Origin of the sequence: Salinicoccus sp. ID82-1 (assembly GCF_021991715.1) — a bacterium.
Lineage (GTDB): Bacteria > Bacillota > Bacilli > Staphylococcales > Salinicoccaceae > Salinicoccus > Salinicoccus cyprini.
In genome coordinates this window covers 186,368-211,170 of record NZ_JAGFLY010000002.1, presented here as the reverse complement: position 1 = coordinate 211,170, position 24,803 = coordinate 186,368, and the positions used below count along the sequence as shown (strand labels likewise).

19 protein-coding genes, 1 tRNA gene and 3 pseudogenes are annotated in these 24,803 nt (G+C 44.8%); 9 read left to right on the top strand and 14 right to left on the bottom strand.

The genetic code is table 11. The features are described 5' to 3' along the window. Positions 1–12: 12 nt before the first annotated feature. The 4 genes and pseudogenes from J4760_RS06555 to J4760_RS06540 form a co-directional block, all read right to left on the bottom strand. Entirely contained in the window at positions 13–405 is a 393-nt protein-coding gene (locus tag J4760_RS06555) for a hypothetical protein (protein WP_145290232.1), read from the bottom strand. An 81-nt stretch (positions 406–486) separates the two neighbouring features. Continuing rightward, on the bottom strand, positions 487–1,875 hold the full coding sequence (locus J4760_RS06550) for a HAMP domain-containing sensor histidine kinase (protein ID WP_370637544.1): 1,389 nt from the start codon (positions 1,873–1,875) through the stop codon (positions 487–489). Then, positions 1,872–2,552, bottom strand: a complete 681-nt coding sequence (locus tag J4760_RS06545; RefSeq protein WP_237605173.1) for a response regulator transcription factor — start codon at positions 2,550–2,552, stop codon at positions 1,872–1,874. The genes J4760_RS06550 and J4760_RS06545 overlap by 4 nt, the downstream gene beginning before the upstream one ends. A 692-nt stretch (positions 2,553–3,244) precedes the next feature. Continuing rightward, positions 3,245–3,909 (bottom strand): annotated as a pseudogene (locus J4760_RS06540) (IS6 family transposase). Between the two features lie 476 nt (positions 3,910–4,385). Between J4760_RS06540 and J4760_RS06535 the strand changes: the two are divergent. Next, positions 4,386–5,264: pseudogene (locus J4760_RS06535) on the top strand (IS3 family transposase); the annotation flags it as partial. 156 nt (positions 5,265–5,420) lie between these two features. Here the strand turns inward: J4760_RS06535 and hxlB are convergent. Together hxlB and hxlA are read right to left on the bottom strand one after the other, a co-directional pair. Then, positions 5,421–5,978: a 6-phospho-3-hexuloisomerase gene (gene hxlB, locus J4760_RS06530; protein ID WP_035511432.1), complete on the bottom strand. Its 558-nt coding sequence runs from the start codon at positions 5,976–5,978 to the stop codon at positions 5,421–5,423. Positions 5,979–5,983: 5 nt separating this feature from the next. Continuing rightward, positions 5,984–6,616, bottom strand: a complete 633-nt coding sequence (hxlA, locus tag J4760_RS06525; protein ID WP_237605171.1) for a 3-hexulose-6-phosphate synthase — start codon at positions 6,614–6,616, stop codon at positions 5,984–5,986. Positions 6,617–6,827: 211 nt separating this feature from the next. Here hxlA and hxlR point away from each other — a divergent pair, with 211 nt between their 5' ends. Then, positions 6,828–7,190 (top strand): transcriptional activator HxlR, encoded by a 363-nt coding sequence (gene hxlR / locus J4760_RS06520; protein WP_237605170.1) that lies wholly within the window; start codon positions 6,828–6,830, stop codon positions 7,188–7,190. A 218-nt stretch (positions 7,191–7,408) separates the two neighbouring features. After that, positions 7,409–7,531: pseudogene (locus tag J4760_RS13345) on the top strand (IS256 family transposase); the annotation flags it as partial. Between the two features lie 499 nt (positions 7,532–8,030). On the opposite strand, the gene J4760_RS06510 reads toward J4760_RS13345, so the two are convergent. The 3 genes from J4760_RS06510 to J4760_RS06500 form a co-directional block, all read right to left on the bottom strand. Then, on the bottom strand, positions 8,031–9,182 hold the full coding sequence (locus tag J4760_RS06510; RefSeq protein ID WP_237605169.1) for a zinc-dependent alcohol dehydrogenase: 1,152 nt from the start codon (positions 9,180–9,182) through the stop codon (positions 8,031–8,033). Between the two features lie 272 nt (positions 9,183–9,454). Further along, positions 9,455–9,919, bottom strand: coding sequence for a TspO/MBR family protein (locus tag J4760_RS06505; RefSeq protein ID WP_237605168.1), 465 nt, complete (start codon positions 9,917–9,919; stop codon positions 9,455–9,457). A 140-nt stretch (positions 9,920–10,059) separates the two neighbouring features. Beyond that, positions 10,060–11,445 carry a PQQ-dependent sugar dehydrogenase gene (locus J4760_RS06500; protein WP_237605167.1) on the bottom strand — a complete coding sequence of 462 codons (1,386 nt, stop codon included), beginning with the start codon at positions 11,443–11,445 and terminating at the stop codon, positions 10,060–10,062. 461 nt (positions 11,446–11,906) lie between these two features. On the opposite strand from J4760_RS06500, the gene J4760_RS06495 reads away from it, so the two are divergent. Both J4760_RS06495 and J4760_RS06490 read left to right on the top strand, forming a co-directional pair. Beyond that, positions 11,907–13,250, top strand: a complete 1,344-nt coding sequence (locus J4760_RS06495) for a YjiH family protein (RefSeq protein ID WP_237605166.1) — start codon at positions 11,907–11,909, stop codon at positions 13,248–13,250. A 96-nt stretch (positions 13,251–13,346) separates the two neighbouring features. Beyond that, positions 13,347–14,249, top strand: coding sequence for a DUF5996 family protein (locus J4760_RS06490; RefSeq protein WP_237605165.1), 903 nt, complete (start codon positions 13,347–13,349; stop codon positions 14,247–14,249). A gap of 137 nt (positions 14,250–14,386) precedes the next feature. On the opposite strand, the gene J4760_RS06485 is transcribed toward J4760_RS06490, so the two are convergent. The 4 genes from J4760_RS06485 to J4760_RS06470 form a co-directional block, all read right to left on the bottom strand. Further along, positions 14,387–14,986 (bottom strand): superoxide dismutase family protein, encoded by a 600-nt coding sequence (locus J4760_RS06485; protein ID WP_237605164.1) that lies wholly within the window; start codon positions 14,984–14,986, stop codon positions 14,387–14,389. Between the two features lie 200 nt (positions 14,987–15,186). After that, positions 15,187–16,458, bottom strand: a complete 1,272-nt coding sequence (locus J4760_RS06480) for an amidohydrolase (protein ID WP_237605163.1) — start codon at positions 16,456–16,458, stop codon at positions 15,187–15,189. Between the two features lie 24 nt (positions 16,459–16,482). Continuing rightward, a complete protein-coding gene (locus J4760_RS06475; protein WP_237605162.1) occupies positions 16,483–18,009 on the bottom strand; it encodes an AbgT family transporter in 1,527 nt (508 codons plus the stop codon). A gap of 31 nt (positions 18,010–18,040) precedes the next feature. Further along, positions 18,041–19,471 (bottom strand): amidohydrolase, encoded by a 1,431-nt coding sequence (locus J4760_RS06470; protein WP_237605161.1) that lies wholly within the window; start codon positions 19,469–19,471, stop codon positions 18,041–18,043. A gap of 282 nt (positions 19,472–19,753) precedes the next feature. On the opposite strand from J4760_RS06470, the gene J4760_RS06465 reads away from it, so the two are divergent. Continuing rightward, positions 19,754–19,826: transfer RNA gene (locus J4760_RS06465), tRNA-Ala, on the top strand. 44 nt (positions 19,827–19,870) lie between these two features. On the opposite strand, the gene J4760_RS06460 is transcribed toward J4760_RS06465, so the two are convergent. Continuing rightward, on the bottom strand, positions 19,871–20,248 hold the full coding sequence (locus J4760_RS06460; RefSeq protein ID WP_237605160.1) for a VOC family protein: 378 nt from the start codon (positions 20,246–20,248) through the stop codon (positions 19,871–19,873). Positions 20,249–20,438: 190 nt separating this feature from the next. Here J4760_RS06460 and J4760_RS06455 point away from each other — a divergent pair, with 190 nt between their 5' ends. From J4760_RS06455 to J4760_RS06445, 3 genes are read left to right on the top strand one after another with little or no spacing between them, the layout of a single operon-like run. After that, positions 20,439–21,869 carry a sodium:solute symporter family protein gene (locus J4760_RS06455; protein ID WP_237605159.1) on the top strand — a complete coding sequence of 477 codons (1,431 nt, stop codon included), beginning with the start codon at positions 20,439–20,441 and terminating at the stop codon, positions 21,867–21,869. Beyond that, the gene (locus tag J4760_RS06450; RefSeq protein WP_237605158.1) at positions 21,869–23,473 is read left to right on the top strand and encodes an amidohydrolase; all 1,605 of its coding nucleotides are present in this window, start codon (positions 21,869–21,871) and stop codon (positions 23,471–23,473) included. Before J4760_RS06455 ends, J4760_RS06450 begins: the two co-directional genes overlap by 1 nt. Positions 23,474–23,505: 32 nt before the next feature. Beyond that, a complete protein-coding gene (locus tag J4760_RS06445; protein WP_237605157.1) occupies positions 23,506–24,717 on the top strand; it encodes a DUF819 family protein in 1,212 nt (403 codons plus the stop codon). Positions 24,718–24,803: the final 86 nt, after the last annotated feature.

Below are 24,803 nucleotides of genomic sequence, written 5' to 3'. Positions count from 1 at the left end.
ATCCCCCCTCCATTAATTGTTCTCCGGTTTGTAGATGAGTGTCTGGGCGAAGAATAGTATGAAGCTGATCAAAACAGCCACACCGCCACCGATATATATAATCAGCGTTACGATGTCCGGCATTTCAATCTGACTTACCATATGCAGATACATCCCTGCCGTCAAGCCGGTGGTGCCGACGATGCTGGTCCATACATGAATTTTCGTCAGAAGTGTGTTCTTTATGCTGAAGACCTTATAGAATACGGCCCATGAGAATAATGTCAGCCAGCCGACCACGAGAACGTGCGTATGCACTGGACGGAAGGCATATCCCCCTGATCCAGCCATATGGGCACCCATCACTGCCCCGATTACGCCAAACATCCCAGCGAAGACAAGCAGTACTTTACTTGGATTTTTCATAAATAAAATCCTCCTCAGTTGATTGATACTTCATATTCTATAATCGGAATATGAACGCAATATGAACTGAGAAGGATCATTTTATTTTTTCGGTAGTGTCACAGTGAATATGCTGCCCTGCCCATTCTGGTTTGACTCCACACAGATTGTCCCTTCATGGAGAGAAATCACTTTATGGACAATGGATAAGCCAAGACCTGACCCTGGGACCCTATGGGATCTCGCGGTATCTTCTCTGTAGAACTTCTCGAAGATACGCTGCTTCACCGCATCATCCATGCCGATGCCTGTATCTTTGAAACTCACCTTCATCTCTTTGTCACACTCCATCAATTCAATCTCGATCTCACCGAACGTGCTATTATATTTCAGAGCATTGGAAATCAGATTATCCCACACTGTATTCATCAAGGCCTGGTCAGCAGTAATCTCCACATCCGGGATATCATGGGAGAGCATCAGGTTATTCGAGTCGATTTTCCATTCATAGTTGTGAATCAACTGTCGTATCTGTCTGCCTACATTATATTCTTCCACTTTTAAGATATGCGCTTCCTGATCGAGTGATGACAAGAGCAGTAACTGATTGGTCATCGAACTGATTCGATTGGATTCATCATCAATGATCCGTACATATTCGAGCCCTTTTTCATTCTCAACCAGTTCATTTTTCAAAAGCATACCATACCCTTTGATGTTGGAGAGCGGAGACTGTATATCGTGGGAAATATTTGATATGAAATCCTTGCGCATATTTTCATTCTGCCGTATTTTCTCTGCCATTTTGACAAAGTTGTTTGTCAATTCGCCCATTTCGTCCTTCCTTCCTGTCTCTAGTCCCTCGACATTATAATTTCCGGAGGATAGTATCTTTGTCGCCCTGCTCAGACGGCTCACAGGACGAACCATATATTTGGTGGCAATAAGAACGAGAATGATGCTTAAGATGATGGTGATCAGAAATAACCAGCCAAACAACAGATGCATTTCATTGAATAGCATCTGTATGTCCGGCCTTATGAATATTGCGTAATTTCCACCATCATAATTTACAGGAACACCGATGGTATTCTCCAGCTCATTGGCAAAAAATCCCGTGACAAAAGTCTCTCGTGGAAATTCCCGCATGCCGTGATAGATATTTCCATCAAGAACATCTTGCACTATACTTATAGAAAGTTCATTTTCTCTGAATTCAGCACCATAGAGGATTCCATTCTGCATCGTCTCGAACAGATAGATTTGATAACCGATATCCGCAATGTTTTTCAGATATTCATCCATTGCAATCTCGGGGTTCTCTTCAATGAAAGTAGATATCTCCTGAGCAATTCGAGTATTTTTCTCATCGTTGACCGGTTTCAAATATTGCTGGTAGTATGCATTTGAAATTAGAAATGCGACCAGGAAACTGGTGAGCATGATGCCTATTGTCGTTGCAGCAAAAGTGCTATACAAGGATCTCATCATTGATTCATCTCCAGTGTATAACCTACGCCCCTTACTGTACGGATGCTGAACGGCACGGACAGATGACTGAAGCGTTGCCTTAATCTTTTGATATGGACATCCACTGTCCGGTTATCCCCCTCAAAATCCAAATCCCAAACATTTTCGATAATTTGTTCACGGGAGAAAACACGCTGAGAATTTTTTGCCAGTAAATATAACAGTTCAAATTCCTTAAGTGGCAGTTTGATTGTTTTGGTATCAATCTTTATTGAGTAGTTTTCGTGAATAATCAAAACATTCCCCAGTCGTATTGGATCATTATCACTCTCAGGGTCGACATACCGGCGAAGAAGCGCCTTAATCCTGAACGCCAGCTCTTTCGTTTCGAAAGGCTTGGTCAGATAATCATCAGTCCCTGCTTCAAATCCGACTGCTTTATCATCAATCTGATCTTTCGCTGTTAAAATAATAATTGGGATTTCATATGTGTTCCGAATTTCTTTTGTCAAAGATATACCATCCATAAAAGGCATCATCACATCTACTACTGCGATATCACAAGGGAGGATCTTCAGCTTTTTTAACGCGTCCCTTCCATCCGTTGCTTCGATTACATCATATCCTTCTTCTTCAAGATGTAACCGGACAAATTTTAAAGTGTTCTTATCATCATCAACAACCAAGACTCTTGCCATACATTAACCTCCATATAGCTTCATATTCTTAATCTTATTGATAGAAGCGTTACTATAGTGATATAACAAATTTTACATTGAAACTTAATTTGTGAAAAAGATAATATTAGCATCTTATATAGTACAATTATCACCTAAAGTCAGTACAAAATAAAACAGAAGCAACACCGAGTATATTGGGCCTTTTTACAAAGTTACAATTGACAGTTGTTTCTTCATCTTTTTTCGTTGGAGTTTTTCTTGTTATCCTTAAAAATATTGAAAAAAAAAAGCAAGTGCAGAATATTTACTCTGCACTTGCTTTTCATTTCTATTCCCTTATGCTTTAGTGGCTGCTTATAAGTCGGATTATGTTAAGTTCATAATCTTTTTTAAACTCACTTAGAAATTAACTTCATTTCTTTGGGAATATCTTTTTGTTGAATAAACCACAAATTATTTTCGGTTCTAGTGCAAGCCACATAAAACTTCCCTAAAGTTAAAGGTTTTAAATTTTTTAAGTCATTTTTATTAAATGCGTTAAAGGTAGTACCATTTAGAATTATACAAACATTTGAGTAAGAAACGCCTTTGGAATCTCCCCAATTAATAGAATTACATCTATAATCGGTCGCTTTTTCATAAAACAATTTCGGTTCTGTTGCAAAGTAAAAAAATATAGCTAACCACTAATTTATCATGTCAGTGTTCGCTTAACTTGCTAGCATGATGCTAATTTCGTGGCATGGCGAAAATCCGTAGATCTGAAGAGACCTGCGGTTCTTTTTATATAGAGCGTAAATACATTCAATACCTTTTAAAGTATTCTTTGCTGTATTGATACTTTGATACCTTGTCTTTCTTACTTTAATATGACGGTGATCTTGCTCAATGAGGTTATTCAGATATTTCGATGTACAATGACAGTCAGGTTTAAGTTTAAAAGCTTTAATTACTTTAGCCATTGCTACCTTCGTTGAAGGTGCCTGATCTGTAATTACCTTTTGAGGTTTACCAAATTGTTTAATGAGACGTTTGATAAACGCATATGCTGAATGATTATCTCGTTGCTTACGCAACCAAATATCTAATGTATGTCCCTCTGCATCAATGGCACGATATAAATAACTCCATTTTCCTTTTATTTTGATGTACGTCTCATCAATACGCCATTTGTAATAAGCTTTTTCTTCCAAATTTGATATAAAATTGGGGCATATTCTTGAACCCAACGGTAGACCGTTGAATGATGAACGTTTACACCACGTTCCCTTAATATTTCAGATATATCACGATAACTCAATGCATATCTTAGATAGTAGCCAACGGCTACAGTGATAACATCCTTGTTAAATTGTTTATATCTGAAATAGTTCATACAGAAGACTCCTTTTTGTTAAAATTATACTATAAATTCAACTTTGCAACAGAACCACAATTTCTTTATTGAGTTGTCATTAAGAATCCTTTCAATTTCTATTGGATCTTCTACAAATTCAATTGTCGAAGTATGCTCATGGTATGACTCAATATTAATTCCAAGTTTTTCTTTGACGAATTCACATACTTCCTTAGAGCATCTATAACTTTTTAATAAAGTTTCTTCATCAAAGAAAAAGCCAGCTTCTTCAAGTTTTTTTCTATAGACGTTTTTATCAGAAAAAAGGTTTTTTAGATTATTTCCTCTTCGACTTGAATCAGGTGGTATAAACAAGGGGAACTTTATCGATTTGATCAACCGATTGGAAAGCAGTATACCTATGGACATGGTCCTGAAGCGCGCTCAGCTGATGAACGAAAAGATCGTCAGATTGAACATTTGAAGATGGAGAATGATATTTTAAAAAAGTATATGGTGATCGAAAAGGAGTTGAAAAAGAAATAGTTCTGGCACTTGTTGAAAGAATGCAGACCAAATACACGATTACTGCCATTTTAAGTGCATTGCTTGTGCCGCGTTCCACCTACTACCGATGGCGGTCGGAAGGCATTGATTCATCGTTGATGGATGTGGAACAGGCAATCATTGATATATGTGAGTCGACGAAGTATCGATACGGCCATCGCAAGGTGAGAGCGTTGTTGCAGCGAAACTACAATATCAAAAGGAATCGGAACACTGTGCAGCGCATCATGCAAAAATATCATCTACAATGCCGGATTAAGCCGAAAAAGAAATGGCAGTCACAAGGGGAAACCATCATTATCGCACCCGATCGAATCAAGCGTGACTTTCAGGCTGCCGCGCCCAATCAAAAATGGGTCACGGACATTACTTACATCCAATACGGATGTACTGTGCAGTACCTGTCCACGATTATAGATCTTTACAACAATGAGATTGTCGCAGCCAAATTGTATAGTCATCAGCAGACGCCATTAGTGCTGGATACACTGAAAGAAGCTTTGGAGAAACGGGCATATCCTAAAGGGGTGATCATTCATTCGGACCAAGGGAGTGTGTATACATCATATGCCTATCAGTCATATGTAATGGAAAATAATCTGGTGAGCAGCTTGTCCAGACGCGGGAACTGTTGGGATAATGCGGTCATCGAATCGTTCCATTCCCCCCTGAAGTCTGAAGCGTTTATATACACCAGATTCAATTCACTCAGTAATGTTGAGACGATTTCACGCGCTAATCAATACTTAAAGTACTATAACGAAGAAAGAATACAAGAAAAATTAGGCTGCCTTCCTCCAATTCATTTTGGAGGAAAAATAGCCTAATTAAGGTGTTTTATCTTTGTCTCATACTGCTAGGTCAGTCTAAGGGGCACTTTTTTATTCGTGTCCATTATTCGGGGTATAGTTCAAAGTGTGGCCTTTTATGCTCTATTCTATATCGATATAATTTAAAATAGGGTAAATAAATTTATTTTTAATTTATTCAAGATTAGCATGTTTACCATACATTTTATCCGAATCTAAACCTTTTTTCTCCATAAAACGCAAGATTAAGGCATCATAAAATAACAACATCGTTTGCTCAAATAGAGATCCCATCGGTTGTATAGTCTTGTAATCACCTGCAGATTGATCTTTCGTTACCCCGGGTAATTTAACAATTATATCCGCCAGTTCTCCAATGGTGGATTCGGGAGAAATGGTTATAGTTGCAACTTTACCTCCTAAGCTTTTGGCCTTTTCAGCAATAGCAACTAAAGTCTTGGTTTCCCCTGAACCTGAACCAATGATTAAAAGATCATCCTTTTCTAAGTTAGCTGTTACAGTTTCGCCAACCACATAGGCATCAATCCCCATATGCATCATTCGCATGACAAATGATTTTCCCATAAATCCGGATCTGCCCGCACCAGCCACAAAGATTTTCTTGGATTCTGAAATCTGGTTTACTAATTTCTCTGCTTCTTCATCAGAAATTAAATGGACCGTTTGACTTAATTCTTGAACGATCTCAGATAAATATTCAGTAGTTTTCATTTGAATCAACCTTGTTTAATTAATGTTTGCATTTCGCGGGCAGTAGCTTGTTTATCTTCTTTGCTTGTAATACCGCCACCTATAACGATGAGGTCAGGTTGTTGTTTAATGACTTCTGGAAGTGTTTCTAATTTGATTCCACCGGCAATTGCAGTTTTGGCATTTTTTACGACGTTCTTAATCGTGTTTAAATCTTCAAAGGAATTTTTCCCTTCAGCTTGCAGATCGTAACCTGTGTGTACACAGATATAATCGGCACCAAGTTCATCCAATTCTTTAGCACGGGCTGCAATGTCTTTCACTGCAATCATATCTACGAGGATTTCTTTCCCTTGTTTTTTAGCTTCTTCTACTGCGCCTTTAATGGACTCGTCTTCTGCGGTCCCAAGGATCGTAATGATGTCTGCGCCTGCTGCAGATGCTTGGCTTACTTCATAGCCAGCTGCATCCATAATTTTCAAATCAGCTAATACAGTTAAGTTTGGAAAAGCAGCTTTTACTTCTTTCACTGCTTTAAGACCTTCATTAATAACCACAGGTGTACCAATTTCTACAACATCAATATACTCTTCTACCTCTTTCACTAATTCAATGGCTTCCGGAATATCGACAAGATCTAATGCTAATTGTAATTTCATTTAAGTTCGCTCCTTCTAGAGGATTTTTCTGTTTTATATTGTGCTAATAGGTGTCATTAGACACGTGTAAATATTTACTTAGAAAAAACATTTTACTTACTAGCACGTTTCAAAGTATACTAAGTCTGTTGCGAAATAAAAAGTACGCACTTTAATCGCATATAGTGATAAAAAGTATACTATTGGATAATATAAGGGGGAAGTGAAGTAAATGCCGAATTTAGGAGAGAAATCCTTTAACTGTGAAAAGGAATTAACCCTTGCAGTAATAGGTGGTAAATGGAAAATGTTGATTTTATGGCATTTAGGTAAGGAAGGAACAAAACGATTTGGTGAATTAAAGGCCCTTATGCCAAGGATTACCCAAAGAATGCTTGTAAATCAATTACGCGAACTGGAAGATCATTTAATCATACATCGGGAAGTGTACCCTGTCGTTCCACCAAAAGTTGAATACTCATTGACTGAGCATGGAAAAAGTCTTATGCCGATTTTAGATGCTATGTATGAATGGGGTAAAGATTATATTGAGAATGTATTGGAAGAGGAAACGGAAGATCCATCTGCCACTTAGTGGGAAAAAGTTTCTTTCCATGCTGAAAGACAATTGTAAAACACCACGGTTAGCTTTTACTATCCGTGGTGTTTTACAGTAAAGGGAAATTTAGAATCAACACCATGTCTAATAAAAATAGAATTAAAAAATGGGGTAATTATAATCCTTGTATTTAGTCGATTAGAACTGAATTAAGAAAGTGAGTGCCAGTTAGCCTTTACCAATACTAAAGTCTAAAAGAATCACTTGATTGTTTTCTCGTTACTCAATTTGAAGCATATAACCAGCGGTTTGCCACACGGTGTCACATCGGTTTCAACCGAGCACGGGCCGAACTAACTGAAATGTTTAGCGAGTAACAAATACTACAAGAAAAGGCATGCCTTCATTTACATATAATTATTGACGGTCCCCATGAATTGGGTAGACTCTAATCATACACGTTACACCTGAAAATCGAATTTAATCCTCGAAGAATTAAGCATCACTATTTTTGTAATAACCTCATCAACGATGATACGTTGAAGCGTATCATCGTTGATGAGGTTTTTAATCATTCTAAGAAATTGTTTATTAAATTGAAATAGCTAGTAAATGAGTTTTTATAAATTTGTTTATTGGTGGCCTTACGTATAATAATTCAGTATTGTTGAATCTAATTTCTTAGAAGGCAACTTTAACTAGTATTCCCTATCTTCTTTTGTTCTCTCGGGAGTCTAAATATAAAACAGAAAAAACTCTCATTCATAGTATTAAAATAATATAAGAAAACCCATCTCTATATTATTTCAATAGAAATGGACTTTCTTCATTTAATCAAGAAGTTACGTTTATACTTCTTTTTTATTTATATAGTTATCATTGCGGTTTTAAAATGACTTTAATATTGTTATCTTTTTTCTGATCAAAAATATCATAAGCTTGACTTGCTTCTTCTAAAGGCATTGTATGCGTTATAATTTCTGTTGGATCAAAAACTTCATTTTTAATCATTTCATATAACTTTGGCATTTGATGAATAACTGGAGCTTGTCCACTTTTTACTTGAATGTCTCTATTAAAAATTAAATCTAGTGGGAAATTGTCTGCAGGTGAACCATAAATACCAGTTAATTGAATGGTACCAAATTTTCTTACCGATTCAGCTGCTGTAATAATTGGACTAATATTACCTCGTTGTGCTGAGTTTGAACTTATCTCTAAATCATCTTGAGCTACTTGTCCATCCATTCCCACACAATCTATAACAACATCTGCGCCACCACGTGTTGTTTCACGAAGTAATTTTCCGATATTATCTTCTTTAGAAAAATTATATGTTTCAGCGCCATTGAATTTTTTTGCATGATTTAATCTGTGCTCCACATTATCAATAGCAATCACACGTTCAGCACCTTTTAATTTAGCAAATTTTTGTGCCATTAAACCAATTGGACCACAACCGAGAACAATCACGGTATCTCCAGATTTTACGCCTGCGTGTTCTACACTCCAATAAGCTGTTGGAACAACATCAGATAAGAATAATACTTGTTCGTCTTTTAAGTCACTATCTGGAACTTTGAATGAAGAGAAGTCAGCAAAAGGAACTCTCAAATACTCTGCTTGTCCTCCCCAGTGGTTTCCGTGCATGCCACCAAAACCGAAAAGTCCGCCATTGTCCATTTGCCAGTTTGCTGGTGATTGATTAGAATTATCACATTGAGACTCCATGTGATTATCACAATAGAAGCAATCACCACAACCTATGTTGAAAGGGATTACTACTCTATCGCCTTTTTTAAGGGTCTTCACATCTTTTCCTACTTCTTCTACAATCCCCATTGGCTCATGTCCAATAACAAACCCAGGATCCATGAATAAATCGCCCTGATGATAAAGATGTAAATCAGAACCACATATACCTGAAGCTGTTATTTTTATAATGGCGTCTGTTGATTCTTCTATTGTTGGATCATTCACTTCTCGAACTTCCATATTTTTATGACCTTGATAAGTAACTGCTTTCATTAATATCACCCTCCTTGAGTCAATCTACCCATCCGTAACACCTTATAAACACAGTGTAATAATATATTATTTTTTAAAGAACGCCGATTGTAAAATTAAGCTGGACACCTAAAAAGGGTCACACGTGATACACATAAATGGCAACATCTATTGATACCGGTTTCGATAGTTGAGTATGCATAGAAAAACCGAATAATGGACGTTTCTTCTTGATTTATCCATTACTCGGGTTATTGTATACATGGCTTTTAAATTTCTAATGTCGAGTCCTGTCATTTATTGCGGTTTAGATACCAACTTCCAAGTGTCAGGTAAGCTGCAAATGTCGTCCATAGCGTATATGGCAGCAGAATAAAGCCGGATAGTTTGCTTACTTTAAAGAATTTAGATAATACAGCGTACATTGTAATCCAAATCATAACACTGTTGACCAATGCGAGTTGACGTTTTCTGAGCCGGAAAAATAGGAAAGACCAAGTGTAGTTGATGATAAGATGAACTTTGAACAGTCTGCTTGCCTTACGGTCCCCTTTTCTATTGACGAGCGCATGGGCCAATCCCATCGTCAGGTATAGAAATGTCCACATGGGAGCAAAAATTTTACGTGGTGGGGCAAAGGGCGGCTGTCTAAGCTTCTTGTATTGCCTCGGTGCGGATCTAGTAGACAGTTTCCCGATTGTTTTACCTAATATAAGTGGAGTGACAAGATGAAATATGAACTTGATGACTGGTTTCATAGAATATCCTCATTTCTGAATTGTTAACAAGTATATACTATATTAAAGATTAACAAAAAACCAATATTGAAGCAGACATTCGCGGGGTCCACAAATGTCTGCTTCATTAATAGTGTTAAATACGCTTAGAGCATAATGCTTTATTCGGCATCTTCACTTGCTGCACTCACCCTATAGATCAGCCCGCCATCAGTCGATGCAATAAGCGCGCCATCTTCAGTTACAAGAATATCACGGAAACGTTCGCCTTCTTCAGTCAATAGACGTTCTTCTCCAACAATGACATCATCTTCAATAACGACACGTACAATATAGTTCGGCGCCAGACCACCGATGAACAGGTTGTTCTCCCATTCAGGGATTGCGTCGTTATCATAGAACGACATGCCACTTGGTGCACTTGTCGGATCCCAATAATATCTTGGTTCAACAAAGCCTTGCGCTTCGTGCTCTGAAATCCCCTCATTGATCAATTCACCAGTGTACTCGATACCATAGGAGACGATTGGCCATCCGTAGTTATTGCCTGGCTCAATAATATTCAGTTCATCCCCAGCTTGTGGACCGAATTCAACAATCCATAAGTCTCCTGTTTCAGGGTGGAAGTCGACACCTTGAATATTACGGTGACCGTAGCTGTAGATACCATCCAGTGCATCTTCATCTTCGATAAACGGATTCGTATCTACTGGTTCTCCATCTGGTGTAATGTGGATGACTTTACCCAAGTAGGCATCCAAGTCCTGTGCACGTTCGCGGATCGGATCATCTGAACGCTCACCCGTTGTCAGGAACAGGTTGCCTTCATCATCGAAGATGATACGTCCACCATAGTGCAGGGTACCCTCATATGCTGGTGTTGCTTGGAAGATCACTTCAAAATTTTCAAGTGCGGTTTCATCTTCTGACAACATACCTTTACCGACAGCAGTTACGGTACCCCCTTCAATATCTTGAGAAAACGTTAGAAATACTAATCTTGATTCGTCAAAATCAGGTGCAGTGGCTACATCAAGCAAACCACCTTGATCTTCGTTATTCACTTCTGGTGTCCCTTGGATTGGCTCGGAAACAGAGCCATCTTCAAGATTTACAATAAGAAGTTCTGCTGAATCTCTTTGCGTAACAAGCAGGCGGTTTGTATCAAACTCCACCATACCCCAGGTCACGCCAAGACCCTCAGTAACAACTTCCACATCAAGTTCTGTTTCAGTCTCTACTTCAGGTGCTCTTGTCTGTTCCGGGAACGCGGGTTCAAACTCAGTCACTTTTGGTTCGGTTTCTGCTGATTCAGATCCAGTATCTGTACTTTCATCACTTTCTTCTGTTGCTTCTTCGGATTCTTCACTCTCTTCTGTTGTTTCCTCCGGTTCTTCAGTGGATTCCTCAGTTGTTTCTTCTGTTGCAGTATCCGATTCCTCAGTGGATTCTTCTTCTGAAGTACCACCATTGCCACATGCTGCCAAAGCCAATACAAAGATCAGCATCAGCAGGAATGTCAATCTTGACCACGAAACTTTCCCCATCGTTTTTCCTCCCCTTTATATAATATTGAACTGAATATATTAAAATCCAGTCCTTAATACCCAGCATCAAAAATGGTTAAGACTTTCATAACATAACTGAAATTATGAATTTATTTGTATATAATTTTATCATAATTATCTGAAAAACTTAACGATAGATTTACTATATTCACTATAAATGGAATAATACTATCTACTGATTTAGGTGATGACTTGCACTATAATTTAAAAAAACAGCTTATTTTTCACCGAGGCAGCTGGATGACGAAGTTCAATGTTTAAAAGATAATTAAAATAAGGGCAAGCTATCAGATGAAGCAGCATATGTAAGTCAGCTCTCTTGGTTGGAAATTCCCGCTGAATATACGACTTAATTTTTTTGAGAGCAACAATGTATAGACATGGGCTCCGTTTTCCTTTATTATCATATTATTCATAAAGATACGAAAAGAGGTCTATTTATGCAATTCTCAACACAGACCAAAGTAAAGACGTGGACAATTTCCATCATCGCCCTGCTCCTGTTCATCGTCCCGGTCTACTTCAACGGTCAATGGACCATCATTCTCGGTATATTCGCCGACTACATACTCGGTAATCTGGAGACTCAGATTCCGGCAATTCTTGCGGTCATCATGGCAATCTTTCTGATCATCACCATCTACGGTACACTGATCAACCGCAATGCGTTCAGCCAGTCTCAGAAAATGAAGGACATCTTCGTGCTCGACTGGCTCTGGTTCACACTCCGTGTGCTTGGTACTCTATTTGCCGGCATGGTCGTGCTTGGTCTAGGTCCTGAGGCGATTACGAGTGATGCGACAGGCGGTACGATGATGTACAGCCTCGTACCGATACTCGCCACATGGCTGCTGCTTGCCGCTTTCCTCATGCCACTGCTCATGAACTTTGGTCTGATGGAATTCATCGGTACGTTCCTCGAACCGGTCATCCGCCCACTTTATAGAGTGCCCGGACGCTCCTCCATCGATGCCCTCGCTTCATGGATGGGCAGCAGCCCAGTCGGTGTCATGATTACAACACAGCAGTACGAAAAGGGGTTTTACACGAAGCGTGAAGCGATGAATATAGCCACCAACTTCTCGGTTCTGTCCATTCCGTTCAGCCTGGTCATTGCATCATTCATCGGCATCGAGGAATACTTCCTGCAGTTCTATATGACGATGGCCATCGCCTGCATACTTACAGCTCTCGTCATGGTACGCATTCCGCCCCTGTCCAAAAAGGAGGACACGTACTATGAAGTGACCGGCAAGCAGATTGATGACAGGGATGTCGAAAGTACGATGCTCAAAACCGCAACGACACGTGCCTACAAGAGAGCCGACGAAAGCGATGGACCGAAAGGCATCATCAAGGACGGTACACTGAATGTTGTCGATATATATGGCGGTCTGATTCCCGTCGTCATCGCCATCGGTACACTGGCACTGATTGTCGCCGAGTATACACCTGTATTCACCTACTTGAGCTACCCGGTCCAGCTGTTCCTGGAACTCATCAATGTACCAGAAGCCGCTGCCGCAGCACCGGCATTCATCATCGGCGTCACCGACATGTTCCTGCCATCCGTCATCGGTTCCGGCATCGACAGCATGTTCACGAAGTTTCTGATCGCCGTCATGTCACTCGTGCAGATCATCTACTTCTCTGAAGTCGGTGCCCTGCTCCTCAAATCGAAGATTCCCGTATCCGTCTGGGAACTGCTTGCCATATTCATACTGAGGACGATCATTTCGTTCCCGATCATCTATGTACTGGCACTGCTGTTTGTCGGATACTGAAAGAAGCACCTGGGGCCTGGCCTCGGGTTTTTATTTTGACGTAGTTGATGGCAATTTGCTCAATGTACTGGTTATAATACCCTTGAGGTGATGAATATGAGTTTTCATCAGGAAAATATGAAAGAGATCACAACACTGCAGCTGGTTTCTCAGATTATCGGTAAGATCAAACTCGAGTATGCACATCAACAGCCCCAATGGGCCCACGTCGTTCTCGACATCACACCGCGCGGATTTACAACTGGACTACTGAAACAGAATGGAGAGGCCTTCAGCATCGAAGCCGACCTTATGCACAACCGTGTCGTTATAGAGACGGCTTCAGGAGACGAAACAGTTGCACTGGAAGATGGCAAAACCGTCCGTACGTATTATGAAGAGATCATTGCTGCCGCACGCCGGCTTGGTCTTGACCTTTCCGTCTTTACGACGCCACAGGAAATGAAGACGACGACGCCTTTCGAGCTTGATGATGAGCACCACCACTACAAACCGGAAGTTTCCCGGGAAATACTCGCCTGGTTCCAGTACGCCAGTGACACTGAAGCGATGTTTCTTGCCCCGCTCAGAATACGCAAGGCGATGCCGGGACTGTTCTGGGGCACGTTCGATGTCTCCTGCTTCGCAGTCTACGACCAGTTCGAACCTTTCCCAGATGACACGAAAGTCATCGAGCGGGCCGCTTTCGACGAGCATATGATCGAGTTCGGCTTCTGGCTCGGCGATGACACTTTCAAAGACCCGCCTTTCTTTGTCCTTCCCTACCCGTTCGTTTCCGATACGGTACTTGAAGTCGATGACAGCTTCCCGGAAGGCAGCTACTTCAAAGCTGAGATGACCGAATACCTGTACGAAATGAAAAATGGCCGCGATGAACAGGAGAAGGAAAAGATTGCCCAGTTCTTCAGAGCATCCTTCGTCAAATCCCGGCAGCATCTCGGCTGGGACAATCAGCAGCACTGCTTCAATTCCTTGAAGATGAATGATAACAAGAGATAGAAGCTGTGCTCCAGCAGCTTTACTGCATATGGTGGCCCTATGATCGAGGATGAGGAAACAACAGAGGCCCAGCTCCTTGGAACTGGGCCTCTGTTGTTTCCTCTGATAAGCCATGTCTGTTGAACCTATCTGTTCTTCTATTCTCCAACCACGCCACATGCTATACGCTCTCCAGCATCACCTGATGGTTGACTTACATAATCATCGGCTTCCGAGTGGATGATGAGTGCGGTGCCTTCTTCCGTGTATAATGTATTCTCCTCATTCTCCTGCATCGTCACCATATCCGCAGTAGTTTCTGTATCTACCGTACCATCTTCCGCAACTTCGATATTTTCCATATCACCGGCATGAGGCCCTTCCGGGTCTTCAAATCCATGATTTGCGTCTGTCGGATTATAGTGCCCGCCTGCAGACTCAAAGTCCGGTAATTCGCATGATCCCGTTTCATGGAAATGGAATCCCAGCTCTCCAGGTGGCAGGTTCTCCCCTTCAATTGCTACATTTACGCCTGAATCCCCTTCACTCAATGTAGCCGTTGCAGTCTCCTCACCTTCAGTGTTTATGAGCGTGACTTCTTCTTCAGGAACATCAAGGACACCTCCTGGATCCTCTTCATCAACCGTTTCGTCTATTGCCCCCTCTTCCACTTCGGGATCCGATTCGCTTTCGTCTCCACAAGCTGCCAGAACAACACTTACTGCCATCACCAAAAGTAGCATTTTCCACAGTTTCATAGCATACCCCTTTCAAATATGTCTTATAGGTTTAAATACCCTATATTGAAAGGCTGGAACCACTTTTTTGAACCCGTTCTCCTTTAGGGCTGTCTTATCCGGAAGGATATCCCTATGCAGTTGTTCCTATTTTCATTCCGGGGTCGCTGATAATTTAAAAATAACGGAAAAAACCGAGGATACTTTCCTCGGTTTTTCCGTTATTGGTTGCTGAGCTTTTTGGCAGATGCGAACAGTGTCTCCACTGCCGGCAGCATGCTGGCTTCGTTGATGTCGAATTTCTCGTTATGGTGTCCGGCTGCAAGGTCTGTACCGAATACGCAGTACGTCGCCTGTCCACCCTGCTTCTGTACGGCGTTGATCATGAATGTCGCATCTTCCGAACCTGCAGCAGCATCACTTTTCAGTTCTCCTGTGAGGCCCGCTTCCTCGCCGACACCTTTCAGTACTTCTGCGAGCTCCAGTGAACAGTTCGTATTCTCTGCTTCACCGACGAGTTCGATGTTGTACGTTGCGCCATACATCTTCGCGGCCCCTTCGATGACGGCTTCCGCCTGTGCTTTGACATACTCATTGACTTCCGATGTCTCACCGCGCGTCTCGATCTTCAGCGCAGCATGGTCCGCAATGACATTTCTGCCACTGCCGGCGTGCAGTTCACCGACGTTGATGCGCGTTGCGCCGCCCGAGTGTCTCGGTATGGCATTCAGATTGATGACGGCATTGGCTGCCGCGAGCATGGCATTCTTGCCTTCTTCCGGTCTGCCTCCGGCATGTGAGGAGACGCCTTTGAATGTCACATCCATCTTGGATGTTGCGAGGAAACCGTTATTGGCAGCGACGATGGTGTCATGCGGAACCCCTGTACCGATATGGGAGGCGATGAGGTAGTTGACATCTTCGACTGCGCCTGCCTCCACCATCGAACGGGCGCCGCGTGTGCCTTCTTCGGCCGGCTGGAAAAGGATCTTGATCTTGCCTGCGAGCTGGTCTTTATTTTCCATCAGTCTTGTTGCGAGACCGAGACCGATCGAAGTATGCACATCATGTCCGCATGCATGCATATTCTCGGTTGTGGATCTGAAGCCTTTTTCAACAGGGAAGTGGTCTTCGCCTGTCGCTTCAAAGATCGGCAGTGCATCCATATCGACACGATAGGCTATCGTTGGACCGGGCTTGCCGGTATCGAGTGTCGCAACGATGCCGGTATAGCCTTCAGAAACGTAGCCGAGGTACTTCTCGATGGCGCCGTTCTCCTTCGCCCATTCGAGATGCTTTTTCGTCTCTTCATCATCCGGCTTGCCCATGACATAGTCCGGATTCATGACTGCTTTGCCAATTTCAAATTCAAAGCCGAGTTTTTCGAGTGTATCAGCAACGATGGTTGCTGTCCTCATCTCCAGGAACCCGAGTTCCGGATACTGGTGGAAATCCCTGCGCCATTCTATCAATTGTGTTTCAAGCTGAGTCATTTTATTCTCTCCCTAAAAGTGGTTTTATTGCGCTCTGTCTTCCAGGAACGTGTAGACACCCGGACCGTATGGCAGGCCTGCATAGTAGAAGACCATGATCAGGATGATCCATGCCACGATGAACGCGATGGAATACGGCAGCATCAGTGAAATGTATGTGCCGAGGCTGGCGTTCTTATCATAGCGTTTCATGAACGCCAGGATGATGACCAGGTACGGGAACAGTGGTGTCACGATGTTGAATGAAGAATCCGCAACACGGTAGGCCACTTGTGTAAAAGCCGGGTCATAGCCGAGCTGCATGAACATCGGCACGAATATCGGTGCCTCGATTGCCCATTTGGCTGAACCTGAAGTGATCAGGAAGTTCATCGCACCGGTGAAGATGATGTAGCCGATGATCAGCGGGATTCCGGTAAAGTTGACGCTCTGCAGGAATTCCGCACCATTTACGGCGATCCATGTACCCAGGTTGGACCAGTTGAAGTAGGCAATGAACTGGGCGATGGCGAATACAAGCACGATGTAGCCTGCCAGTTCCTTGATCGCTTCCGTCATATGATCGGCAACGTCCTTGCCGGATCTGACTGTACCTGTGACGATACCGAAAGCCAACCCGATGATGACGAAGAAGATCAGGATGAGTGGTACGATGCCGTCGATGAATGGTGAAGGGATGATGGTTCCGCCTTCACCTCGAAGCGGGCTGTCCGGCAGCATGATGACCGTGAAGATGAGTGCCCAATAGAGCAGTCCTGCAATCAGTGCCGCAAAGAAGCCCATTTTAGCGCGTGGCAGTTCCTCAGTGCTCTCCTCTTCGACTGCATCACCTTTATATTTTCCTAGTCTCGGCTCGATGAACTTTGAAGTCAGCAGGCCGCCGACAACCGTCAGCACGAAGACGGAAACGATATTGAAGTACCAGTTGTCGATCGGCGTGACGACGATACTGTCGTCGATGACCGCAACCGCTTCTGTTGTAATACCGGCAAGGAGTGCGTCCGTTCCGGCAATGAACAGGTTGGCCGTGAATCCGGCGCCGGCGCCGGCAAAACCGGCTGCAAGACCAGCAAGTGGATGTCTGCCGACCTTATAGAATACAAGGGCACCAAGCGGCGGAATCAGTACGACCGCTGCATCGGATGCCAGGTTACCCATGATACCGACGAATACGACCGTATATGTCAGCAGGAATGGGGGCGATTTCAAAATTGTTTTGCGGATGGCGTAATCGAGCAGGCCGACTTTCTCGGCAAGACCGATACCAAGCATCATGGCGAGCACCAGTCCGAGTGGTGCAAAGCCTGTAAAGTTCTCGAGCATCGACGTCAGAATGAACTGCAGGCCTTCACCGGACATCAGGTTTCTGATTGCGAGTTCTTCCCCTGTACCCGGGTGCTGGACGGATGCGTCTGCCAGGCTGAATACCCAGGAAAGCAGTATCATGAAGAATGCCAGCCCGACGAAGAGTACAAATGGGTCCGGCAGCTTATTGCCAACACGTTCAATTACATCTAGAAATCTGGCAAAAATGCCTCTTTTTTGTTCCATAGGACACCTCACTATTTAAGTTTTATTTCGTTTATCTGTCGCTCAGCTTTGAAGGGGTGACCGAATCCGGAATCGGATTCATATAGTCATTCTTCTCCCTGAAGCGTTCGAACTCCGCTCTGACCTGTTCCAGATCTTCTTTCGATTCGAAAAGTTTTACGCCGGCGTATGCCATGCTTTCGGCCGCGCGCAGCATGCCGCGGTTGGCGAAGTCGCTCAGACCCTGCGACGTCATCTGCCATGAATGCAGTATTGTACCAAGTGCCGAAGTGGCGGCGGAAAGCTGTGCCGTCGGCACAATCCAGCTGACATCACCGACATCTGTCGAGCCGGGCAGGATGCCTTCCCGTCCGATGTATGGTGAGATCGTATCCGCCAGATATTTACCGGCGTATTCCGAGCCATCACCCGTATAGCCGAAACCGCTGATCGGTTCGAGATAGTTCTGCTGCACGGATTCAGGCAGTGTATTCCACAGCTTTTCAGCGTATGCCTTCTCCGTATCCTTTGGCGCTCCTGCACCTGCTGCTTCAAGCCCCGCGTAAAGCAGCTTTTCAAGATGGCGGTTCGGTATGTAGTTCGAACAGCCCTTGTCGAAATCGATCGTCATTTCGGTTTCCGTCATCATCGCAGCACCCTCGGCAATCTTGACGACCCGCTGGTAGATCTCCTCCACCTGGTCGACACGTGGTGCACGGATGAGATAGAGTACTTCCGCCTGCGCCGGGACGACATTCGGCGAAATACCGCCGGTGTTCGTCACTGCATAGTGCATGCGTGCTTCCGGTATGACGTGTTCACGCAGATAGTTGACACCGACGTTCATGAGCTCCACTGCATCGAGGGCACTCCTCCCGAGATGCGGTGTATGCGCTGCATGGGACGAGCGGCCATGGAACTTGAAATAGACCTGATAGTTTGCGAGCGTCGAGTAGTCCATGACGGCATTTGTTGAAGATGGATGCCAAGTCAGTGCAGCGTCCACCTTATCAAATACGCCCGCTCTCACCATGAAGGTCTTGCCGGAGCCGCCCTCTTCTCCCGGACAGCCGAAAAATGTCACTTGGCCTTGCAGATTGTGGTGTTCCAAATATGCCTTCGTCGCACAGGCAGCAGCGAAAGCGCCCGTGCCGAGCAGATTGTGTCCACAGCCATGGCCGATATCCGTTTCAAGCGGCTGATAGGTTGTCTCTCCCGGTTTCTGGCTCAAGCCTGATAATGCGTCAAACTCACCAAGAAAACCGATTTCAGGTCCCTCAGTACCGTAGGTTGCCGTAAATGCCGTATCGATGCCGGCGACATTCCGCTCAACCGTGAATCCCTGCTTCTCGCATTCATCCGCAAGAAACTTTGCAGATTCGTACTCTTCAAAGCGCGTTTCAGGATGATTGAATATGTATGCACTGACCGACTCGAAATACGACCTGTTCTCCTTCAAATATTCGTTTACAAATGTGTTCATCAATCCATATCCCCTTTCATATGTAATAGAATGATGCCCCTGACCCCGTTATTTGCGTAGTAAAGTTCGTGTTTTTCGTTCATAAAAGTATGAACACTTAATTATGTTACAATGATTTTTCAGATATGTCTACCTCTTTAGAATATTATCATTTATCGTTCGTTTTATACAAGCTTTGGAATTTTTATACATAATATGTATATCCCATTTATTTTGAATCAATGTAAAAATTGGTCTTGTATATCCCATCGAGTTCGTATAAAATATGGGAGTATGATTAAAGGGGCCATAGCTCAGCTGGGAGAGCGTTGCACTGGCAGTGCAAAGGTCAGGGGTTCGATCCCCCTTGGTTCCATATCAAAAGCCGCACCTTCGACAGGTGCGGATTTTTTTCGTCCACTATCCTTTCATCACTGCAAAATAGTTCTCTTCCTCATCAGAGAAGTTGAACGTTCTCATTGATCCGTACTCCTCGATTTTACCGACATTGACACCCTTATCCGTCAGTTCCTGATGCAGCTGATCCAGATCATCCGTGAAAAACATGAGGGACGGTGTTCCGAAGTTCAGCTCCGGCGAAAACTTCTCCACCGTCTTCCTGTCGAAAAGAATGAGGCTTGCCCCGGCATCTTCCATCGGTCTGACTTCGATCCAACGCATCTCATCCCCCGCCTCCGACTCGCTGATCACTTTGAAACCGAGCTTTTCCGTCCAGAACTTCTTCGATGCATCCTGGTCATTCACATACAGCATGACTTCCGCAAGTTTGGTGAACATTTCCCTCTCCCCTTTAAATATGAAGTTTCTGAATCATAAGCAGACGACAGTCATTTGCAGCATCCATACGGTTACATTTTACCACATCAACATCGTTCTTTCTCCTTGTAAGAAATCATTACACAAGTTAGAAATATCACTTCATTTCCTATATAATTTAAAGCATCCTAAAAATCGGAGTTGATTACCATTGGGTTGGTACATAGTCTATTTTGTCCTGTACTTCATTTTCATGCTCGGTATCGCAGCATACTACTTTAGAAAGATCACCACTTACGAAGATTATCTGATCAGTGGGTGGAATACCGGCTTCTGGAAGATCACCGGAACCATCATCAGCACATTCTGTGGTGCAGCGGTCTTCATCGGCTGGGTCGGTCTCGGCTTTACAGTCGGACTGTCCGGCTACTGGAAGTTCGCGTTTGTCGCCATCGTCTTCTCGCTCATTCTGATTCTCGGCTTTGCGAAGCCGCTGCGCCGCCAGCGCCTCATTACACTGGCGGACCTGTTCACCGTAAGGTTCGGCGGCAAGGCGGGCATTGTGCCTTCCATCCTTTCCGCGTTCATCTATTCCGTGCCGACGACGGCACTGCAGATGGTCGGCATGTCAACCGTCTTCAACATTACGCTCGGCGTCAGTCTGCCGGTCGGCATCTTCATCTCATTCGTCGTCATCCTGATATTCACCATCATCGGTGGACTGCCGGCAACAATTCTGACGGATGCCATCCAGTCGATCATCATCATTATCGGCGTGGTCATTCTCGCAATCGTCACGGTGTCTCATGTCGGCGGATTGGGCGGCCTGTTCGAAGCAAGTGCGCCGGAATACTTGAGTATTGCCGGTCCTGATGGCTATGGTGAAATTCTGCTCTACGCCCTGTCGGTCGGACCTTTCTATCTCGTCTGGCAGTCGACATGGCAGCGCATATTCGCCGCAAAGGATGAAAAAGTGGCAGTGGGTGCCAACGCACTCGGCTTCATCATCGCCGGCCTGATCTCATTCCTGCCGTTCATCATCGGTCTCGCTGCACGCCAGTTTGTGCCGCTTGATATGGACCCTGACCTTGTATTTTCATATGTCACGGACTTCCTGCTTGCGAGTCCACTTGGCGGCCTTGTCTTCCTGGGACTGCTCGCTGCGCTCATGACCGGCGCCACGTCATTCATTCTACAAGGCTCAAGCAACTTGACGATCGATTTCTACAAGACATTCATCAATCGCCATGCGAGCGGCAAGCGCATGCTGTTCTTCTCGCGTATTTCCGTGCTGATCATCACGAGTCTTGCCTGCCTGTTCGCCTATACGGTCGAGGATATCGCGACGACGTACCAGTGGGCGCTGCGTCTGACGGCGACCGTCATCGTATTTCCGTTCCTGGCTGTCATGTTCTGGAAGGGTGTTACGAAAGCCGGCGTCCTCGTCAGCATGATTGGTACAGCAACTCTTGTACTCGCCTATCCGTTTCTGCCGATCGGCATGGATCACGCTTTGTTCGGCTTCCTGGTCTCCTTCATTCTGCTGATCGGTGTCAGTCTCGTGACGAAGCATGCTGATTCCGAAACCGTACAGGCCGCCTATTTCGAAAAACTGCACAATCCGACATTGGAGGATAAATAATGACAAAAGTACTGATCAAAAATGCAAACATCATCGATATGGTGATGGACACACCCTATTTGGGAGACATATTGGTAGAGGATGGGAAAATCGTCCATATCGACGCGGAGATTGCTGCCGGGGAGGAAGAGGTGCTGGATGCAGAAGGCCGCTTCCTCATCCCGGGCTTCATCGATACCCACAGCCACCTGCTGCTCTACGGCCTATACAAGTCGCTCGTCGATCTGACGCCACAGACTGTCGGCAGCATTGATGAAATAAAAGCGGCGCTGCAGGCACGTGTGGATACGACTCCAGACGGTGAATGGGTGGTCGGTCATGGCTACAGTGAAATCGAACTCGCAGAGGACCGGCACATCACGATAGACGAACTGGATGCGATTTCGACGGATCATCCGATCTATATCCGTCACAGCTCAGCGCATATGGGCGTCGCCAACTCACGCGCGCTTGAGATTGCCAGCATCAATGAAGAAACACCGGATCCGGATGGCGGATACTTTGCGCGGACGGATGGCAGGCTGAACGGACTGCTTTTTGAACTGCCGGCCGTTGAGATGCTGCTTCCGCACCTCCCGAAACCGTCGAAGGCCGAGATGATCGAGGCATTGAAGGCCGCTCAAACAGATTACATTTCAAAAGGCATCACGACAGCAACCGAAGCATGTGTCGGTCTGGCACATGGCAAGGATGACTACGATGCGTTTACTGCCTATATCCAGCAGAATAACGATATGAAGCTGCGCCTCATGATCGACTATCAGCTGATGCTCGAATCCGAATCTCTAAAGGGACTTTCTTTTGATGAATTGAAGCAGCGGATAGAAGGCTTGTCCGACGGGCAATGTACGCTCGATAGTGCAAAGTTCTTCCAGGATGGCTCCATCCAGATCAACACGGCTGCGCTGACCGAGAACTATCATAATGTCGATGATAAAAGCCATATCATCATTCCGCAGGACAAGCTCGAAGACCTTTATATGGATTTCGCCCGCCGCGGCTACCCGCTGACGACTCATGGCAATGGCGACGCTGCCATCGAGTCGATCATCGAAGCCTACAGCAAAATCAATGCAATGGCGGACTATGATGAAGTGACGCGCATCGAGCATATCCAGACCGGCAAATATGCGGATATCGAAGCGATGAAGGCGAACGATATCGAGGGTTCATTTTTCACAAATCATATCTACTACTATGGCGACAAGCACTATGAGAAGTTCCTTGGACCAGCACGCGCTGAAAAAATGGATCCGGCACGCTGGGCAGAGGATCTCGGTGTATTGTATACACTCCACTCCGACTGTCCGGTGACGCCGATTTCACCACTCGATACAATCCGCATCGCCTGCGACCGTACGACGAAAAGCGGCCGGGTGCTCGGGGAAGACATGAAACTGTCCCGTTTCGAGGCATTGAAGGCCATGACAATCAGTGGCGCAAAGCTCAACCAGACCGAGAGTGAGAACGGTTCAGTCGAGATCGGCAAGGCCGCCGACTTCGTGCTGCTCGATGAAAATCCACTGGATGAGGATATCGTGCTCGAGGATGACCTTATCCTCTACACTTTCATTGACGGTAGACTGGTATATAAAAGGGATTAGAAGTTTCAAGTTCAAACAAGGGGGATTTGAATATGAATGCTTTAATATCATCAGATGAAACTTGGCTGCTTTGGGCATTTCTCGTCGGCTGGGCCGCTGTGTCCATCTATCTCGAGCAGCGTTTCGAATGGGCGTCGAAATTATCCGGCGCCATCATTGCTCTGCTCGGCGCGATGTTGCTTGCAAACTTCGGCATACTGCCAGTGGAGGCCCCGGTCTATGATGCCGTGTGGGCTTATGTCGTTCCTTTATCCATTCCACTGCTCTTGTTTCAGACAAACATCCGCCGGGTCTGGCAGGAAAGCGGGCGCCTGCTGCTCATCTTTCTGATCAGCACAGTCGGCACCGTTGCCGGGTCGATTGCCGCCTTCTTCCTATTGAAGGATCTGATTCCCGGCCTGCCGCACATCGCAGCGATGATCACTGGATCGTATACCGGCGGTGGCGTCAACTTCGCAGCGCTTGCTTCCCGATTCGATGTGCCCGGGGAGACCGTTTCTTCCGCGGTCGTGGCCGACAACTTCCTGATGGCCGTCTATTTCTTCGTGCTGATTTCGATTCCGGCAATTGGGTTTATTAGAAAACGCTTTGCCACACCGCACATGGACGAGATGGATGGAAGTGATGAGACTGACGATACCGCCGCCGCTTCCTACTGGAAGCGCAAGGAAATTTCACTGAGCGATATCGCGATGGCTGTCGGGACTTCCTTCGTCATCGTTGCCGTATCATTCAAGCTTGCAGAAGTTTTCAGAGGACTGATTCCGGAAGATGGGAATGCATTCATGGTCATACTCCGTGGAATTGTCGGCGATGACTATCTGATGCTTACCACTCTGACGCTACTCCTTGTCTCGATCGTGCCAAGATATTTCGAGCGCATCAATGGCGCTCAGGAGATTGGAACGTTTCTGATCTATATTTTCTTCGTTGTCATCGGTGTGCCCGCTTCGATTCCGTTGATTCTGCAGAATGCACCGCTCATTCTGGTGTTCGCCGCCATTGTCGTGTTCATCAATATGCTCATATCCTTCTCGGTCGGCCGACTGTTCAGGTTCGATCTCGAAGAGATTATCCTCGCCAGCAATGCCAATATCGGCGGACCGACAACCGCTGCCGCCATGGCCATCTCCCGCGGCTGGACGAAACTCATTGGTCCGATACTGATCGTCGGGACACTCGGCTACATCATCGGAAACTACATCGGCACTGCCCTCGGACTATGGTTCAGCAGCATGATGTAGGTTGAGATGTGGTGCTGATTGGGGTGTTAACTGTCATTCGTGGCGGCGTCGAGTGTTAATTGGAGGCCTAACGTACACTGACCTAG